We start from the raw sequence: 17,450 nt of genomic DNA, 5'->3' as shown, positions 1-17,450 counted from the left end.
CTCCCCGATGCGGCCGTGGGGAGGAGGTCGACACGTTTTCTGTCTTGATCGCGCACTTTCACATCGGAACCGTTATAACGCGGTCATGACCCGTGATCGCTGTGGCCGGTGTCAAGCGGTGGTTAAATCACGGCCTGCATGCAGGCCGTATAACGGCAAAAGGGACACCGGGCGTCAAGCCGGGTGCCCCTTTTGGTGGGGTCTAAACCGTCACGTCTCGTTCACCGCCTTCTCCAGGATCGCCAGTCCCTCCTCCAGCAGGTGGTCGGGAACGACGAGCGGGGGAAGGAAACGCAGCACGTTGCCGTAGGTGCCCGCGGTCAGCACGAGCAGCCCCTCGGCGTGGCACCTCGCGGCGATCTCGGCCGCCGCGGTGGGGTGCGGTTCCGTGGTGCCGGGCACCACCAGCTCGATGGCGATCATCGCCCCCCGGCCGCGTACGTCGCCGATCACCGGGTTGCGCTCGGCCAGGGCGCGCAGCCGGGGCAGCATGGTCTCGCCGATCCGCCGGGCCCTGCCGGTCAGGTCCTCGGCCTCGATGGTCTCCAGCACGCCCAGCGCCGCCTCGCAGGCGAGCGGGTTGCCGCCGTAGGTGCCGCCCAGCCCGCCCACGTGGACCCTGTCGAGGATCTCCGCGCGGCCGGTGACGGCGGCCAGCGGCAGGCCTCCGGCGATGCCCTTGGCGGTGACGATGATGTCGGGCACGATGCCCTCGTGCTCGCAGGCGAACAGGTCGCCGGTACGGGAGAAGCCGGTCTGGACCTCGTCGGCGATGAAGACGATGCCGTTGCGCCGGCAGAACTCCAGGATCGCCGGGAGGAACCCCCGGGCGGGCTCGATGAAACCGCCCTCGCCCGCGATCGGCTCGATCACCACGGCGGCGACGTTCCCGGCGCCGATCTCCTTGGTGATCGTGTCGATCGCCTGGGCCGCGGCCTCCTCGGCGCAGTTCTCCGGGCCGGTGGGCCAGCGGAACGGGTACGCCAGCGGCACCCGGTAGACCTCCGGGGCGAACGGGCCGAAGCCGTGCTTGTAGGGCATGTTCTTGGCCGTCAGCGTCATGGTGAGCAGGGTCCGGCCGTGGTAGCCGTGCTCGAAGACGACGACCGCCTGGCGGCCGGTGGCGTGGCGGGCCACCTTGACCGCGTTCTCCACGGCCTCGGCGCCGCTGTTGAGGAGGAAGGTCCGCTTCTCGTGGTCACCCGGGGTGATCCGGTTCAGCTCCTCGGCGACCCGCACGTACGACTCGTACGGGGTGACCATGAAGCAGGTGTGGGTGAAGTCGGCGACCTGCCTGCGCACCCGCTCGACCACGCGCGGGGCGGCGTTGCCGACGCCGGTCACCGCGATGCCGGAACCGAAGTCGATCAGCGAGTTGCCGTCGGCGTCGACGACGACACCGCCGCCGGCGTGCGTCACGAAGACGGGCAGCGTGGTGCCGATGCCCGGTGGCACGGCGGCCTGCTTGCGGGCGAACAGCTCGCGGGACCTCGGGCCGGGGATCTCGGTGACGAGGCGGCGCTCCTGCGGAAGCGAGGGGCCGCCCTGACCGGCGGTGCTGGTGACGGTGCTCATCCTGCGAACGTATGTCGCCGATGTCAGGGTGCCGATGATGCACTATGGCAAAATTGCCAAGACGCTGTTCTACATAACGTACAAACGGGGGTGGCCGTGCCGCCGACGCTGCGCACCGTCGTACGGCGGCCGTCGCTGGGGCTGGCCGTGCTCGCCGGGCGGGAGGCGCTCGACCGGCCGGTGCGCTGGGTGGCGGTCAGCGAGCTGGAGGACCCCACGCCGTTCCTGGAGGGCGACGAGCTGGTCCTCACCACGGGCATGCGCCTGGACGCCGCGAACGCCGCCCGCTACGTCGAGCGCCTGGTCGCCAGGGGCGTGGCCGGTCTCGGCTTCGGCACCGGGCTCGGCCACGAGGTGATCCCCGCGGCGCTGGTCGAGGCTGCCGTGCGGGCCGGGCTGCCACTGGTCGAGGTGCCGCGCGACACCCCGTTCGTCGCGATCGGCAAGGCGGTCAGCGAGCTGATCGCCGCCGAGCAGTACGACGAGCTCAGCCGTGCCTTCGCGACCCAGGGCCGCCTCACCCGCGCCGCCCTGCGGCCGGAGGGCCCGCGCGCGGTGATCGACCGCCTCGCCAGGGAACTCGGCGGCTGGGCGGTCCTGCTGGACGGGGCCGGGGCGGTGCGGCACGCGGCGGGCCGGGGCGCGACGGCCGCGGCCGGGGAGCTCGGCCCGGAGCTGGAACGCCTCAGGGGCGGCCGCCGTGGCGCGCCTGCCAGCCTGGCCCTGTCCTCGCCGGGGGAGCACATCGTCGTACGGCCGCTCGGGGCGCGCCGGGTCAGGGGATTCCTCGCCGTCGGCCTCGGCCGGCCCTTCACCCCGGTCGCGCACACCGTGGTCAACGCCGCCGGGTCGCTGCTGACGCTCGCCGTCGAGCACGGCGGGGAGCACGTGGCCGCGGAGCGCAGAGTCCGCTCCGCGGTGCTGCGGCTGCTGCTGGCCGGTGAGGTGGAGGCGGGACGCGAGACCCTGGAGCGGCTGGGGGAGGGGCTTCCCGGCGGGCCGCTGGCCGTGCTCGTCACGCCCGCCGAGCCGGACGCGGCGACGGACGCGGCGGACGCGGCGGCGGGGGCAGGGCCCGGAGCGCTGCCGGGAGCGCCTTCGGGAGCGGGGCCGGAGGCGGTGCTGGAGGCGGCGGAGGCCGTGCCCGGCGGGTTCGCCGCGGCCGACCGGGACGCGACCGGCGCCGACAGGGTGGTGCTGATCGTGCCCGCCCCGGCCGCGGACGCCGGGGCGGCGGCGCTCGGCGGGCACGGGCCGGTCGGCATCGGCGACGCGGCCGGGCCGGACGACCTGCGCGCCGGTCTCGTCCGGGCCGAGCGGGCGCTCGCCGCGGCCGGGCGCGGCACCGCGCCGGTGATGCGCTTCACCGAACTGGCGGGCCAGGGACTGCTCTCCCTGATCGACCCCGGTACGGCGGCGGCGTTCTCCTCGGCGCTGCTCGCCCCGCTCGTCGGGCACGGCTCCCGCGCCGACCTGCTGGGATCGCTCCGCGCCTACCTGGAGTGCAACGGTCACTGGGACGCGGCGGCGCAACGGCTCGGGGTGCACCGCCACACCCTGCGCTACCGGATGCGCCGCGTCGCCGACCTCGTCGGCCGCGACCTGGACGACCCCGCCGTCCGCGCCGAGCTCTGGGTCGCCCTGGCCGTCACGGCGCCCGAGGCGCCCCGGCCGGACGTCAGGGACGACGAGGAGTGATCATGTACCGGGAGATCACCGCCTGGAGGACGGCCTCGTAGGTGCCGCCGTCCCGCAGGTGCCCGGCACGTTCCAGGCTGATCGCGCCCTGGGCGGCGGCCCACACGGCGTCGGCGATCTTCCTGGGCTGGGTGGGCACGATGTACCCGGACGACATGCAGTCGGCGATCACCCGATCGACGATGTTCAGCGCCGCGCGGGCGAGGGTCCTGGCCCGCTCGCTCGGCACGAAGCCGGGGATGGCGCGCTCGAACATGAGGGCGTAGTAGCCGGGCTCGGCCAGCGCCGCCTCCCGGTAGGCGGGACCGAGCGCGGTGAGGTGCTCCAGGGCGTTCTTGCGCGGGGGCACCGCCTCCAGGCGGCGCCGGAAGCGCTCGAAACCCTCCAGGTAGAGCGCCTCGGCCAGGCCCTCCTTGCTGCCGAACATCGTGTAGATGACGGTCGTCGAGCAGCCCGCCTCGGTGGCGATGCGGCGCATCGACAGGCTCTCCGGGCCGATGGTGACGAGCAGCTGGCTGGCGACGTCGAGCAGCCGCATCCGCAAACGGTCCTGTGACGCCCGCTCGCCGACCAGGTAGGCGCCCTGAAGGCCGCGTGGCGCCGAGGGGATCATGCGCCCACGCCCTTCCGCTCTTGGGGTCCATCCGGTGACTTAGCCACAGTGAAGATCATTCAAACCGGCCCCTATGAGGAATATCCTTAAATGCAGGCGTTTTCGTTACAGGTCGGGTACACAGCGGTTTTTATGCGGAACGGCGCGCGGTCACGGGCCCGTTGTGCGGAGTGGAGCAGAGCCGCCCGCCCATCGGTGACATAGCGTCGGGGTATGGACGTGCGCCCCTTCTGGCTCGCCGGCCGCCCCGTCACGGGCGACGCCGAGCTCACCGTGACCAACCCGTATGACGGCCGCGTCGTCGCCGTCTGCTCCGTGCCGACCCCCGAGCAGGTCGAGGAGGCCGTGGCCGCGGCCGCGGCCGTGCGCAAGAAGGCCGCCGCGCTCCCGATCCACGTACGGGCCGAGGCGCTCGCGCACGTCTCGCGCCGCCTGGCCGAGCGGGCCGACGAGATCGCCCACCTGATCACCGCGGAGAACGGCAAGCCCGTCTTCTGGGCCCGCGGCGAGGTCGGCCGTGCGGTCTCCACCTTCCGGTTCGCCGCCGAGGAGACCCGCCGCCTGAGCGGGGAGACCGTCCGCCTGGACACCGAGGCCGCCTCCGCCGGCCGCCTCGCCTACGTCTCACGCGTCCCGTACGGCCCGGTGCTGGGCATCACCCCGTTCAACTTCCCGCTGAACCTGGTGGCGCACAAGGTGGCCCCGGCGATCGCGGCCGGTGCCCCGATCGTCCTCAAGCCCGCCCCGGCGACGCCGGTCTCCTCCCTGGTGCTGGGGGAGATCCTGGCCGAGACCGACCTGCCCGAGGGCATGTTCTCGGTGCTCCCGGTGCCCAACGACCGGGCCGGGACGCTGACCGAGGACCCGCGCCTGCCGGTCGTCTCCTTCACCGGCTCGGCCCCCGTGGGGTACGCGATCATGGATCAGGTGCCGCGCAAGCACGTGACGCTGGAGCTCGGGGGCAACGCCGCCGCGGTCGTGCTCGCCGACGCCGACCTCGACCGGGCCGCCTCGCGGATCGCGCTGTTCTCCAACTACCAGGCCGGTCAGAGCTGCATCGCCGTCCAGCGGGTGATCGTCGAGGAGTCGGTGCACGACGACTTCGTGGCCCGGCTCGTCCCGGCCGTCGAGGCCCTGGTGACCGGTGACCCGGCCGACGAGAAGACGCAGGTGGGCCCGCTGGTCTCGGTCGAGGCCGCCGAACGCGTGGAGCGCTGGGTCGCCGAGGCCGTCTCCGCGGGCGCCCGCCTGCTGACCGGCGGTACCCGCGACGGCGCCACGGTCGCGCCGACCGTCCTGGCCGACGTGCCGGCCGACGCCAAGGTCTCCCGCGAGGAGGTCTTCGGCCCCGTCATGATCGTCCAGAGGGTCTCCGGCGTGGACGAGGCGTTCGCCGCGGTCAACGACTCCCGCTACGGGCTGCAGGCCGGGGTCTTCACCCGCAGCCTGGAGATCGCCTTCCGGGCCAACCGGGAACTGGAGGTCGGCGGTGTCATCATCGGCGACGTGCCGTCCTACCGGGCGGACCAGATGCCCTACGGCGGGGTCAAGGACTCGGGCGTGGGCCGCGAGGGCATCCGCTCGGCCATCGCCGACCTCACCTACGAGAAGGTCATGGTCCTCACCGGGCTGACCCTCTGAACGGTCACGGCCGGGGCGGGCCCTCGGACGGTCGTGGTCCCGCGGACCCTCGGGCGGGTCCGGGCGGGAAGAGCGGTGAGCGGGCCGCGACCGGCTCAGGCCCTGCCCGCCGCGACGTAGAGGTCCCTGGCGGAGCCGCCGAAGTAGGGGCCGTACATGGTGCGGCGGTCGTCGCTGTACTTGAAGCTGCTGACCGAGACGATCGTGCCGCGGCCGGTGGAGGCGTCGAAACCGGCCAGCCAGGGGCCGCCGCTGGATCCGGCGGTCATGTCGCAGCGCATGCCCTGGCCGGTGGTCTGCCCGTTGGGATCGTCGCGGAGCGGCCCCGCGCAGTAGACCAGGTGCTCGCCGTCGTAGGGGGTGTCGGCCGGGAAGCCGAAACCGCTGGTGGAGCGTCCCCTGGGCGTGCCGAAGGCGATGTTCTGGCCTCCCACGACGTCACCGAGGTGCCTGCCGCCACTGGTGCCGACCGCCACCATGCCGATGTCGTGGCTGTCGTCGCCCTTGCGCGACCAGGGACCCGCGACGAACATGCGGCGCGCGGTGTACTGCCCGTACGGGCGGCGGCCCTGGGCGTAGCCGGGGACGAAGGTCCAGTTGTCGGCCCACGCCCCGGCGCCGTCCTTGACGCAGTGGCCCGCGGTCACCACCAGGTCCCTGTTGGCGCTCCTGACCGAGCTGGCCGAGCACACGAAATCGCTCCCGCCGATGGTCAGGAAGACCCGCCCCGTGGTCCGCCCCACCATGCCGCCCCCGGTCCAGCGGGCCCCGGCGGTACGCGACGGCAGGGCGAGCCCTCCGGGAGCACCGGAGGAGGGGGAGTGCGGCCCCCTGGCGGGGACGACGAGCCGTGCCCCGGCCCTGGCGGACAGGCGCCGGAGCGCCCCGGTGACCTTCGCGAGCGGGTCGAGGGGGAGCGCCGCGGCCATCCGGCGGGGGGTCCAGTAGCCGAGCACACGCTCCCGCTCCGCGGCGGTGTGGACGGGCACGTGCTCGGCCACGTCCGGAGCGCCGGACCGCTCGGCCACGTCCGGGGCGCCGGACGCCGGGGACCCTGCGGTGATCGCCCGCGCGGGGGCCGTCAGGTCCAGGGGAGGCCGCCCGGTGGCCGTGGCGCCGGTCACCGGGGCGCTCAGCAGGCCGACGACGAGCGAGACGGCCGCAAGCAGGGGGAGGCTCGGGGTCATGGGATCCGATTTTGCACTACCCCGGGTGTTCTTGTAGTTACTTTTGGTGAATCTCAGGGGGTGCCGGTGGTCTGCGCGGCCTCGTAGACGGCCTGGGCCTCGGTCCCGAAGTACGGCCCGAACATCCAGCCGGAGGCGAAGCCGTACTTGAAGCTGTTCACCGAGTTCAGGGTGCCCGACCCGGTGCTCTCGTCGAAGTCGAGGAACCAGGGGCCGCCGCTCGACCCGCCGGTCATGGTGCAGTTCAGCCCGAGGTCACGGGTCATCATGAAGTCGTCGAACGCGCGACCGGCGCAGTAGACGAGCTTGGAGCCGTCGTACGGGGCTCCCGCGGGATAGCCGAAGGAGTGCATCTGCCGGCGGCGCTGCTGGTTGAAGGAGATCCCCTGGCCGCCGACCACGTCGGTCAGCGACCTGCCGTTCAGCGGCGCCACCACGGCGGAGGCCACGTCGTGGTTGACGTCCTCGCTGTTGTTCCACTGCGGGGTGGTGTAGAGCGTGGTGGCCACCCAGGTGCCGTGGGGACGCTCGCCGTTGCGGTACCCCGGCACGAAGACCCAGTTGCCGTGGAAGGCGCCTCCCATTCGCACGCAGTGCCCCGCGGTGATCACGGTGCTCCTGTTCTCGCTGGTCACCGCGCTCGCCGAGCAGGAGGCGTTGCGGCCCTGATAGGTGAAGAACACCCGGCCCGTGGTCGTGGCGATCGCCCCGCCGCGGGTCCAGGGCGCGCCGTTGGAGGGGCGGGCGGCCGTCCCGCGGACGGCCGTGACGGTCTCGCCGTCCGGTGTGGTGGCGGGGACGGAGACGGGGTCGGCCGCGGCCTGGGCCCGGGTCGCCGCCGCGGTGAGCCGGGCGCCGTCCTTCGTGGGGACGAGGGCGGCGAGCGGCTTGGCCGCCTCCATCCTCGCCTCGGTCCAGTAGCGCCGGACGGTCCGCTGCTCGGCCGTGGTGTCGGCCGCCTCCCTCTCGACGGGCTCGGGGACGGCGCGTGCCGTACCGGCGCGGCCCGTCCTGTCGGCCCTGCCCCGGGCCGTGTCCCCGGTGGTGACCGGTGCGGCCGTGCCCCTTTCCGTGCCGGCGCTCACGGTCGTGCCGGTGGTCCTGCCGGCGCCCGTACCGGTGGCGGCGGTGGCGCCGGTGGCGATCGCCGTGGAGAGCAGGGTGCCCCCCGCGACCAGGCCAAGGACGGGGACAAATCGTGCATTGCGCCGCATACATACCTCCCGAGATCGGTGCTGTCCGGGACGCTAACGGGCGATACATATGCATTTCTCAAAATCTGAAGTATTGATATAGGGGAATTCAGACTTAAATGTTCCCTTTTATCGTGAGTTTCAGGGATCACAGAATCACCCGCCGATCCGGTCCGCCGGAATGATCCGTCCGCCTTCCCGGACCGCACGTCCCGCGGGCCGCGCCGATCACGCACGTCCCGCCGGTCCCGGTGACCGCGCGGGTCCACGGCGATCCGGGAATCGGGGTCCGGTCGAGGGGTCCGGTCGATTCGACAGTGCCGTCACAGCCGGGAGAATGGGGCGGTGCAACCAGACACCGTCCGTTCCGTCGTCCTGCTGGGCTCGACCGGCTCCATCGGGACCCAGTCCCTCGATGTCATCGCCCGTGACCCCGGCCGGTTCCGGGTGGCGGCCCTGGCCGCCGGAGGGAGCCGGGTCGACCTGCTGGCCCGCCAGGCGGCCGAGTTCCGGCCCGAGGTGGTCGCCGTCGCCGACCCCTCGGCGGTGCCCGGGCTGAGGGCCGCCCTGGCCGCCTACGGGGTGGACGCGCGGGTGCTGGCCGGTCCCGAGGGGGTGACCGAGGCCGCCGCCTGGCCCGCCGACATCGTGCTCAACGGCATCACCGGCGCCCTCGGGCTGACCTCCACGCTGGCCGCGCTGGAGGCGGGACGGGTGCTCGCGCTCGCCAACAAGGAGTCGCTGATCGTGGGCGGGCCGCTGGTGAAGCGCCTGGCCAAGCCCGGCAGCCTGATCCCGGTGGACTCCGAGCACTCCGCCCTGGCCCAGTGCCTGTGGGCGGCCGGACCCGGCGGCCCGGACGCGCGGGCCGTACGGAAGCTGGTGGTCACCGCCAGCGGCGGGCCCTTCCGGGGCAGGCCGCGCGCGGACCTGTCGCGGGTCACCCCCGAGCAGGCCCTCGCCCACCCCACCTGGTCCATGGGGCCGGTCATCACGGTGAATTCCGCCACACTCGTCAACAAGGGGCTGGAGGTCATCGAGGCCCACCTGCTCTTCGACATCGGCTTCGACCGCATCGAGGTCGTCGTCCACCCCCAGTCGGTCATCCACTCGATGGTGGAGTTCGTCGACGGCTCGACCATCGCCCAGGCCAGTCCGCCCGACATGCGCCTGCCCATCGCGCTGGCCCTCGGCTGGCCCGAGCGGGTCGCGGACGCCGCCCGGCCGGTCGACTGGACCGCCGCCCACACCTGGACGTTCGAGCCGCTCGACGACGAGGCGTTCCCCGCCGTCGCGCTCGCCCGGCACGTCGGACGGGCCGGGGGCACGGCCCCGGCCGTCTACAACGCCGCCAACGAGGTCTGCGTCGAGGCCTTCCTGGCCGGGCGCCTGCCCTTCCTGGGCATCGTCGACACCGTGGCCTCGGTGGTCACCGAGCACACCGTCACCGAGGCCGGTTCGGTGGCCGAGGTGCTCGACGCGGACGCGTGGGCGAGGATACGGGCACGCGAGCTCACCGGGACTGCCTAGACTGGTGAGCGTCGTCCACTCTCAAGGGCTGAAAATGACTTCTGTTGCTCTAGGAATCCCGTCCGTAAGGACCAGGCCGATCGCCGAGCGACGCACGTCCCGTCAGATCATGGTCGGTTCCGTCCCGGTGGGCGGGGACGCGCCGGTCTCCGTGCAGTCGATGACCACCACGGTCACCGCCGACATCAACGCCACGCTCCAGCAGATCGCCGAGCTGACCGCCTCGGGCTGTCAGATCGTCCGGGTCGCCGTCCCGTCGCAGGACGACGCCGACGCATTGCCGATCATCGCCAGGAAGTCGCAGATCCCGGTGATCGCCGACATCCACTTCCAGCCGAAGTACGTCTTCGCCGCGATCGACGCGGGCTGCGCGGCCGTCCGGGTCAACCCCGGCAACATCAAGAAGTTCGACGACAAGGTCGGTGAGATCGCCCGCGCCGCCGCCGACCGGGGCGTGCCGATCCGGATCGGCGTCAACGCCGGCTCCCTCGACCCGCGCCTGCTGCAGAAGTACGGCAAGGCCACCCCCGAGGCGCTGGTGGAGTCGGCGCTGTGGGAGTGCTCCCTGTTCGAGGAGCACGGTTTCCGTGACATCAAGATCTCCGTCAAGCACAACGACCCGGTCGTGATGATCCAGGCCTACCGCCTGCTCGCCGCCCGCTGTGACTACCCGCTGCACCTGGGCGTCACCGAGGCGGGCCCGGCCTTCCAGGGCACGATCAAGTCCGCGGTGGCGTTCGGTGCCCTGCTCGCCGAGGGCATCGGTGACACCATCCGGGTGTCGCTGTCGGCCCCGCCGGTCGAGGAGGTCAAGGTCGGCAACCAGATCCTGGAGTCGCTCAACCTGCGCGAGCGCGGCCTGGAGATCGTCTCCTGCCCCTCCTGCGGGCGTGCCCAGGTGGACGTCTACACCCTGGCCGAGCAGGTCCAGGCCGGTCTGGAGGGGCTGAAGGTCCCGCTGCGCGTCGCGGTGATGGGATGCGTCGTCAACGGTCCCGGTGAGGCCCGCGAGGCCGACCTCGGCGTCGCCTCCGGCAACGGCAAGGGCCAGATCTTCGTCAAGGGGGAGGTCATCAAGACCGTCCCCGAGTCGCAGATCGTGGAGACCCTGATCGAGGAGGCGCTGCGCCTGGCCGAGGCGATGGGCGTGGAGGTCGACCTCGACGACGAGGAGACCACCGGACCCCAGGTGGTCGTCGGCTGAGACGTCGAAAGGGGCGCGGCCCGCGCCCCTTCCGACGGGTCGTCCCCGCTTGATCCTTTCGTGTTTCCTCGGTGCCCGCCCGGCTCTCGTCCCGGCGGGCCCTTCTCGTTCCACGGGTCCTTGAGCCCTTCCCGGACCCTCCGGGGGACTTTGCCGGGCATGCGCGGGCCCTGCGGCGCGGGGCCTTGGCCGTCCCCGCCGATCCCTCCGTCGTCCCGCGTCCGGGATCCGCTCCCGGGATCCGGGCCCGGTAGGCGTTCCGTGCGGTCACCCACCCTGTCGTTACAGTTAGCAATCATCTGACTACACTTTGGCAGGCATCCGGTTGTGTCACGGGTGATCGTGCCGCCGAGCGGGAGACCATCGCCTCTGCCGTACGAGTGGGGGGATCGGAACAGTGAAGAAGAGGGTCGCCGGAATTGCCGCGGGCATCGGGATGCTGGTCGCCGCGGTGGGGGTGCCGCAGGGAGCGGCGGCCTCCGAAGGGCAGGTGCCGGCAGCGGCTCAGCAGAGGCAGGCGCTGGTGTGGGGGCCGTGCCGGGACGGCAGGGCCCATCTCACCGGCGCCCTGCCCGGGGCGCGGCCTGCCCGGATCGAGTGCGCCACGCTCAGGGTGCCGCTCGACTACGACGACCCGTCCCGGACCGTGGGCATCGCCCTGAACCGGATCAGGAGCCGGGTCTCCCGCGGTCATCTGGGCACGCTGCTGGTCAACCCGGGCGGTCCGGGCGCGTCCGGCCGCGACCTGGCCAAGGCGGTCGTGGCGGGACTGCCGCAGGGGGTGGTGGGCCGGTTCGACGTGGTCGGCTTCGACCCGCGGGGTGTCGGGGCCAGCGACCCCGCCCTCACGTGCGCGGACCCGCGGACGTTCTACCGGGCGCCCCGCCCCGACCAGGTCCCGGACACCCGGCGCGAGGAGGGCGTGCTGCTCGAACGCGCCCGCGAGTACGCCGAGGCGTGCGGCACCCGGTGGGGCTGGATGCTGCCCCACATGACCACCGAGAACTCGGCCAGGGACATGGACATGATCAGGGCCGCCCTCGGCGAGTCGAAGATCAGCTTCATGGGGTACTCGTACGGGACCTATCTCGGAGCGGTCTACGCCACGCTCTTCCCCGACCGGCTCAGGCGGCTCGTCCTGGACAGCGTGGTGGACCCGCGCGGTGTCTGGTACCGCTCGAACCTCGCCCAGAGCATCGCCTTCGAGGACAGGCACGAGGACTTCCTGAGGTGGGTGGCCCGCCACCACCCGGTCTACCGGCTCGGCGCCACCCACAGGGCGGTCTCGGCGGCCTGGTACGCCATGCGGGAGCGGCTGGCCGCCCGTCCGGCCCAGGGGGTGGTGGGTCCGAGCGAACTCGACGACATCTACACCGTCGGCGGTTACTCCGACGCCGTGTGGCCGCAGCTGGCCAAGGCGTTCTCCGCCTACGTCAAGCGGCGCGACCCGGTCCCGCTGCTCGGCGCCTACCGCAAGCACGCCGAGAACGACGCCAAGGACGAGAACAGCTACGCGGTCTACCTCGCGGTGGAGTGCCGTGACGCCCCCTGGCCGCGCGACTGGACCCGCTGGCGCACCGACATGACCAGGGCCAACGCCCGCGCCCCCTTCCTGACCTGGCCCAACGCCTGGTACAACGCGCCGTGCGCGTTCTGGCCCGAGCAGGGCGGCACCCCGGTGCAGGTGCGTGGGGGCGACGGCCTGCCGCCGGTCCTGCTGATCCAGGGCGAGCGCGACGCCGCCACCCCGTACGAGGGCGCGCTGCGGATGCGCGAGCTGTTGCGCACCTCCCGGCTGCTGACCGTGCCGGGCGGGAACCACGGCGTCGCGCTCAACGGCAACGCCTGCGTGGACCGGCGCCTGGCCGCCTACCTCCGGGACGGCACGCTGCCCGGTGGAGGCCGCCGGAGCGCGGGCGCTGCCGACGCCCGGTGCCCCGGAGTCCCCGCCCCGGTCCCGGCGGGCGCGTCCGCCCCGATGCGGGTACCCGCCGGTCACGCGGCACGGGGGAGTCACCTGAGCAGTAGATGAGTCGCTCTGTGTCGGTTCCTGCCAAAATCGAGGGGGTCGCGTAGGCTGAGCACGTGATGCTGCGCACAACGGCGTCGCGCGTGCTCGACGACAACGATCGGGACGAGGTCCTGGCGCTTCTGGACACCGACCCCGTCGGCAATGTCTTCGTCGCCTCCAGGGTCCGCTCGGTCGGGCTCAATCCGGCCAGGCTCGGTGGCCAGATGTGGGGATTCGGGCCACGCGGCGGCCTGACCTCCGTCTGTTACGCCGGGGCGAACCTTGTCCCGGTCAACGCCGGGACGGACGCCGTCTACGCCTTCGCCGACCGCGCGCGCAAACAGGGCCGACGCTGTTCCTCGATCGTCGGCCCCGCCGATGCGGTCCAGCTGCTCTGGGAGCGGCTGGAGCCCTACTGGGGGTCCGCCCGCGCGATCCGCTGGGCGCAGCCGGTCATGGTCGCCACCGAGCCGTCCCCCGTCGCGCCGGATCCGCTGGTACGGCGCGTCCGGCCGGACGAGTTCGACATCCTGCTGCCGGCCTGCGTGGCGATGTTCACCGAGGAGGTGGGCGTCTCCCCGGACGCCGGGGACGGCGGGGCGCTCTACCGGTCCCGGGTCGCCGAGCTGATCAGGATCGGCAGGTCCTACGCCCGTATCGAGGGCGGCAGGGTGGTCTTCAAGGCCGAGGTGGGCGCGGTGACGCCGCAGGTCTGCCAGATCCAGGGCGTGTGGGTCCATCCCGACCTGCGCGGCCGGGGTCACGCGGTGGCCGGGATGGCCGCGGTGATCAACCATGCGCTCGACTACTTCGCGCCGGTGGTCTCGCTGTACGTCAACGACTACAACGCCCCGGCCAGGGCCGCCTACCGCAGGGCGGGCTTCGTCGAGGTCGGCACCTTCATGTCGGTGCTCTTCTGAGCCTTCCCGCGACCGGCCTTCCCGCGTTCGGCCTTTTCATGTTCGGCCTTCCCGTTCCGGGCCCTCGTGACGCCCGGCCTGCGAGGACCCGGTGCGAAGCCCTCGCCATGAAGACCCCGAGCGAAGGCTCCCGCATGAGGGACCCGTACGAAGATCCGGTCACGGGACCCCTTCGGGAACGCGCTCAGGGAGTGCGGACCAGGTGGGCCACCAGGCGCTCCAGCTCCGCCTCCGGGTCGGCCGTGAGGCCCGCGTGCACCGGCCCGGTCTGCACGATCGTGCTGCGCGGCGCGGTCAGCCAGCGGAACCGGCCGCCCAGGGGCTCCGCGGCCAGCGGCCCGGCCTCGCCGTCGCAGGAGAGCCGGTAGGCGCCGAGCGCGTCGCGTACCCCGTCCAGGTCCACGCCGGAGTCGAGGGCACGCAGGCGTGCCTCGTCCAGCTCGATCCGGGCGCACAGGTAGCCGCGGGGCTGGCAGTAGAGCAGCACGCCGGCGTTGATCAGCTCGCCGCGCTCCACCCGGGGGACGACCCGGATGACCGCGTACTCGTAGACGTCCTTCACCGGTTGTCCTTCCAGAACGCGCCCACCGAGCCGGTCCCCTTCTCTCGTTCCTGCCGGGGGTCCTGACCGGACGGCCGGGGCAGCCAGGTGCGCGGCCCCTGGGCACGGGTCAGCAGGTGGTCGACGTACGCCTGCCGCACGGCCTGGGCCCCGTCGAACCCCGGTTCGTCCTCCAGCCACTCGTCGGGCACGTCGTCCACCACCCCGTCGAGCAGGTCCCTGGTGATCGTCACGCTGAGCTCGGCGTCGGCCTCGTCCAGGCGGGTGGCGAAGGGGGCCATCACGTGGTCGTCCGCGGCGAAGGGACGCAGGGGGTCGGCGGCGGGCCAGTTGTGGTGGAACCAGAGCGCGGCGCCGTGGTCGATCAGCCAGGTGTCGCCGTGCCAGAGCAGCAGGTTCGGGTTGCGCCAGCTGCGGTCGACGTTGTGGATCAGCGCGTCGAACCAGAGCAGCCGGGAGGCGAAGCCGGCCTCCGGCGGCCGGGCGAGCGGCTCGAAGCCCAGCGCGCCCGGCAGGAAGTCGACCGCGAGGTTGTTGCCCTCGCTGGCCTTGAGCAGGTCCTGGATCTCCTCGTCGGGCTCGCGGGCGCCCAGCTGCGGATCGACGTCGATCACCTTCAGCTCGGGCGTGCGGAAACCGAGGCGACGGGCCAGCCCGGCGCAGACGATCTCCGCGACCAGGACGCGGCGGCCCTGCCCGGCGCCGCGGAACTTCACGACGTGGGTGCCGAGGTCGTCCGCCTCCATGATCCCGGGGAGCGAGCCGCCCTCGCGCAGGGGCGTCACGTAACGGGTGGCCTTGATCTCTTCGAGCACCCGGCCAGGTTACCGGTTGGGCCCGCGGTGCCCGTGCGGCGTCCTCACGTCGCGGAGACGACCCTCTCGGGCCTCCTCGGGCCTCCTCGGGCCTCCTCGGCCTTCTGGGCGGAACGGCGGCGGGCATCGGACCGCGCCCGGCCGAGGGCCGGCCGTCACCCAGGGCGATTCGGATGGTGTGCCATGTCTTGTCCTGGCCTGAGCATCACATGAGTGTCACGGTGAGGGACACAAGACCTTCATCCCCGTTGACTCTGGGCGATCCTTCTTCTTGAGTGAGAAGGGTGGCGGCGAGGGGAGGCTCGCGTGCCGTATGCGCAGCCGCTCAAGACGGGGGATCCGGCGACGCTCGGTGAGTACGAGATTATCGGGCGCCTCGGAGAGGGAGGCCAGGGGGTGGTCTATGTCGGGGTGCGCCCCGACACCGGCTCGGAGCCCTACGCGATCAAGCTCCTGCACGGCTCGCTGGGGGAGGACTCGGAGGTCTTCCTGCGCGAGGTCGAGCTCGCCAAGCAGGTGGCCCGGTTCTGCACGGCCCAGGTGATCGACGCGGGCCTGGACGGCGAACGGCCCTACATCGTCAGCGAGTACGTCGACGGCCCGTCGCTGCACCGCGAGGTCGCGGTCAGCGGCCCCCACGAGGGGGGCAGGCTGGAGCGCCTGGCCATCGGCACGGCCACCGCGCTGGCGGCCATCCACCGGGCCGGGATCGTGCACCGCGACTTCAAGCCGCAGAACGTGCTGCTCGGGCCCGACGGGCCCCGGGTCATCGACTTCGGGCTCGCCAGGGCGCTGGACGCGGCGGCCACCCAGAGCGGACGCGGCGCGGGCACCCCGGCCTACATGGCGCCGGAGCAGGTGGAGGGCGCCGAGATCGCCCCGGCGGCCGACGTCTTCGCCTGGGGCGCCACGATGTGCTTCGCCGCCAACGCCCACGCCCCCTTCGGCCAGGACTCCATAGCGGCCGTGCTGAACCGGATCCTCACCGCGCCCCCGCAGCTGGGACGGCTCGACGGGCTGCTGGGCGCGCTGGTGGCCGACTGCCTGGACAAGAACCCCCGCAACCGGCCCGGCAGCCGGGAGCTGCTGCTCGCGCTGCTCGGCGACGACGTCAACCGGTCGGTGCTCGGCGCCGGGGCCCTTCCCGGCCGCGCGGTCTCCGGAGGGTCGTCCATAGGTCCCGGCGCGTCCGGCAGGTCCGGTGGGTCCGGCCGGTCCGGTCCTGTGGGCCCGGTCGCCCTCTCCTCGCCGCCGGTCTTCCCGAGCTCCGCGAGCTCGCCCGAGGGTCTTCCGGCCGGGGGCCTTCCCTCGGGTGGGCTCTCGTCCGGCCCCTCCCGTGCGGCGTCCCTCTCGTCCGGCCGCCTCTCCCGTTCGGCCCCGCCGGTGCCGCCGGGCCGGTCCGGCCGGTTCGCGTCCTTCGGCGACGGGGAGTTCGACGAGCCCAGGACCCATCCGGGCCGGGCGGCCACCAGGGCCTCGGTCGCGGTCTCCGGGGCACTGCTGATCAGCGCGGCCGTGCTGGTGGGGGTCCTGGTCCCGGCGCTGAGCGGTGCGGCCCCGCCGGACCCGCAGCACCGCTCCGCCCTCCCCGTGGTGGAGGCCGGCCCGCAGACGGGGAGCACGCCGCAGCCCGGCAGGACGAGCCCTTCGCCCGGCCGCATTCCACGACCCTCGGCCGGGCCCCCGCGCGCCGAGGGCGTCAGGTCCTCGCCGCTGCCGCCCCCGGTGACCACGGTGATCGTGCCCGCGCTCGTCGGACTGGATCGTTCCGAGGCGGCGGCCCTGATCAAGAAGGCCGGGCTGGTCCCCGGGACGGTCAGGAGCGTCTCCTCCGACCGGCCCGTCGGGCAGGTGCTCGGGAGCTCACCGGTCGCCGGGACCGCGCTGTCCAGGAAGGGCAGGGTCGACCTGGAGGTGTCCGCGGGGACCCGGGTGCCCACCCTGATCGGTCTCGCCAGGCGCGAGGCCCAGGCGGCGCTGACGCGGGCCGGGCTGGTCGTCGGAGGGGTCGGCAGGCGCTGCTCGCAACAGCCCGCCGGACAGGTGCTCGCCAGCACCCCCGGCGCGGGCGCGAGCGTCTCCGCGGGCGGCGCGGTGGCGCTGGTCGTCTCCCGGTACGGGGTCCCGGTGCCGCCGGTGACCGGTCAGGGCGCGACCGACGCCTCGAACACGCTGGGCGGTGCGGGCTTCGCGGTACGGAGCCGGGCGCGACTGGTCACCGACCAGGCACGGGACGGCATGGTGCTGGCGCAGAGCCCGGCGCCCGGCGCCTGTGCCCGGCCCGGCGCGACGATCGTGATCACTGTCGGTGTCAGGAGCCAGACCGGGCCGGGACCCGGGCCGGGGCCGGAGCCGACCCGGGACCCCGATCCCGGGCAGACCAGCGCGCCACCGAGTCCCACGGACGCGCCGGAGACCGTTCCCGGCCACGCCGTCCCCTCGGGGTGACCGGGTGAGCCGGCGGTCCGGTGAGCCGGTGGCCCGCAGGCTCGTGATCCGCG

The 17,450-nt window shown here is 73.1% G+C and carries 13 protein-coding genes; 7 read left to right on the top strand and 6 right to left on the bottom strand.

Annotated features, from left to right (window positions below; genetic code table 11):
* Positions 1–210: 210 nt before the first annotated feature.
* On the bottom strand, positions 211–1,575 hold the full coding sequence (gene gabT / locus ABD832_RS38760) for a 4-aminobutyrate--2-oxoglutarate transaminase (protein WP_344906708.1): 1,365 nt from the start codon (positions 1,573–1,575) through the stop codon (positions 211–213).
* A gap of 96 nt (positions 1,576–1,671) precedes the next feature.
* Here gabT and ABD832_RS38755 point away from each other — a divergent pair, with 96 nt between their 5' ends.
* On the top strand, positions 1,672–3,273 hold the full coding sequence (locus ABD832_RS38755; RefSeq protein WP_344907135.1) for a PucR family transcriptional regulator: 1,602 nt from the start codon (positions 1,672–1,674) through the stop codon (positions 3,271–3,273).
* Here the strand turns inward: ABD832_RS38755 and ABD832_RS38750 are convergent.
* The gene (locus tag ABD832_RS38750) at positions 3,254–3,886 is read right to left on the bottom strand and encodes a TetR/AcrR family transcriptional regulator (protein ID WP_344906703.1); all 633 of its coding nucleotides are present in this window, start codon (positions 3,884–3,886) and stop codon (positions 3,254–3,256) included. The genes ABD832_RS38755 and ABD832_RS38750 overlap by 20 nt on opposite strands.
* Positions 3,887–4,099: 213 nt before the next feature.
* Between ABD832_RS38750 and ABD832_RS38745 the strand changes: the two genes are divergently transcribed.
* Complete coding sequence (locus ABD832_RS38745; RefSeq protein WP_344906700.1) at positions 4,100–5,527, top strand: aldehyde dehydrogenase family protein; 1,428 nt, start codon at positions 4,100–4,102, stop codon at positions 5,525–5,527.
* Positions 5,528–5,622: 95 nt separating this feature from the next.
* Here ABD832_RS38745 and ABD832_RS38740 read toward each other — a convergent pair whose 3' ends face one another.
* The gene (locus ABD832_RS38740) at positions 5,623–6,714 is read right to left on the bottom strand and encodes a trypsin-like serine peptidase (protein WP_344906697.1); all 1,092 of its coding nucleotides are present in this window, start codon (positions 6,712–6,714) and stop codon (positions 5,623–5,625) included.
* 53 nt (positions 6,715–6,767) lie between these two features.
* On the bottom strand, positions 6,768–7,928 hold the full coding sequence (locus tag ABD832_RS38735) for a trypsin-like serine peptidase (protein WP_344906694.1): 1,161 nt from the start codon (positions 7,926–7,928) through the stop codon (positions 6,768–6,770).
* Positions 7,929–8,252: 324 nt separating this feature from the next.
* Between ABD832_RS38735 and dxr the strand changes: the two genes are divergently transcribed.
* The 4 genes from dxr (at position 8,253) to ABD832_RS38715 (ending at position 13,572) form a co-directional block, all read left to right on the top strand.
* Positions 8,253–9,437 carry a 1-deoxy-D-xylulose-5-phosphate reductoisomerase gene (dxr, locus tag ABD832_RS38730; RefSeq protein WP_344906691.1) on the top strand — a complete coding sequence of 395 codons (1,185 nt, stop codon included), beginning with the start codon at positions 8,253–8,255 and terminating at the stop codon, positions 9,435–9,437.
* A gap of 34 nt (positions 9,438–9,471) precedes the next feature.
* The gene (ispG, locus tag ABD832_RS38725) at positions 9,472–10,641 is read left to right on the top strand and encodes a flavodoxin-dependent (E)-4-hydroxy-3-methylbut-2-enyl-diphosphate synthase (RefSeq protein WP_344906688.1); all 1,170 of its coding nucleotides are present in this window, start codon (positions 9,472–9,474) and stop codon (positions 10,639–10,641) included.
* A 397-nt stretch (positions 10,642–11,038) separates the two neighbouring features.
* Positions 11,039–12,673, top strand: a complete 1,635-nt coding sequence (locus ABD832_RS38720) for an alpha/beta hydrolase (protein ID WP_344906684.1) — start codon at positions 11,039–11,041, stop codon at positions 12,671–12,673.
* A gap of 56 nt (positions 12,674–12,729) precedes the next feature.
* On the top strand, positions 12,730–13,572 hold the full coding sequence (locus ABD832_RS38715) for a GNAT family N-acetyltransferase (RefSeq protein WP_344907132.1): 843 nt from the start codon (positions 12,730–12,732) through the stop codon (positions 13,570–13,572).
* A gap of 184 nt (positions 13,573–13,756) precedes the next feature.
* Here ABD832_RS38715 and ABD832_RS38710 read toward each other — a convergent pair whose 3' ends face one another.
* Both ABD832_RS38710 and ABD832_RS38705 read right to left on the bottom strand, forming a co-directional pair.
* Positions 13,757–14,134, bottom strand: a complete 378-nt coding sequence (locus ABD832_RS38710; protein WP_344906681.1) for a DUF3037 domain-containing protein — start codon at positions 14,132–14,134, stop codon at positions 13,757–13,759.
* Positions 14,131–14,949: a HipA family kinase gene (locus tag ABD832_RS38705; RefSeq protein ID WP_344906678.1), complete on the bottom strand. Its 819-nt coding sequence runs from the start codon at positions 14,947–14,949 to the stop codon at positions 14,131–14,133. Before ABD832_RS38705 ends, ABD832_RS38710 begins: the two co-directional genes overlap by 4 nt.
* Before the next feature lie 306 nt (positions 14,950–15,255).
* Here ABD832_RS38705 and ABD832_RS38700 point away from each other — a divergent pair, with 306 nt between their 5' ends.
* The gene (locus ABD832_RS38700) at positions 15,256–17,397 is read left to right on the top strand and encodes a protein kinase domain-containing protein (protein WP_344906675.1); all 2,142 of its coding nucleotides are present in this window, start codon (positions 15,256–15,258) and stop codon (positions 17,395–17,397) included.
* The last annotated feature ends 53 nt before the right edge of the window (positions 17,398–17,450 follow it).

Origin of the sequence: Streptosporangium longisporum, assembly GCF_039534895.1 — a bacterium.
Lineage (GTDB): Bacteria > Actinomycetota > Actinomycetes > Streptosporangiales > Streptosporangiaceae > Streptosporangium > Streptosporangium longisporum.
The sequence above is the reverse complement of the archived record's forward strand: the minus strand, read 5'-3'. Positions and strand labels throughout refer to the sequence as shown.

Bases quoted from the DNA above. Each gene is read 5' to 3' on its own strand.
- ispG (WP_344906688.1), top strand. From the start codon at position 9,472: ATGACTTCTGTTGCTCTAGGAATCCCGTCCGTAAGGACCAGGCCGATC.
- ABD832_RS38745 (WP_344906700.1), top strand. From the start codon at position 4,100: ATGGACGTGCGCCCCTTCTGGCTCGCCGGCCGCCCCGTCACGGGCGAC.
- ABD832_RS38715 (WP_344907132.1), top strand. From the start codon at position 12,730: ATGCTGCGCACAACGGCGTCGCGCGTGCTCGACGACAACGATCGGGAC.
- ABD832_RS38750 (WP_344906703.1), bottom strand. From the start codon at position 3,886: ATGATCCCCTCGGCGCCACGCGGCCTTCAGGGCGCCTACCTGGTCGGC.
- ABD832_RS38740 (WP_344906697.1), bottom strand. From the start codon at position 6,714: ATGACCCCGAGCCTCCCCCTGCTTGCGGCCGTCTCGCTCGTCGTCGGC.
- ABD832_RS38735 (WP_344906694.1), bottom strand. From the start codon at position 7,928: ATGCGGCGCAATGCACGATTTGTCCCCGTCCTTGGCCTGGTCGCGGGG.
- gabT (WP_344906708.1), bottom strand. From the start codon at position 1,575: ATGAGCACCGTCACCAGCACCGCCGGTCAGGGCGGCCCCTCGCTTCCG.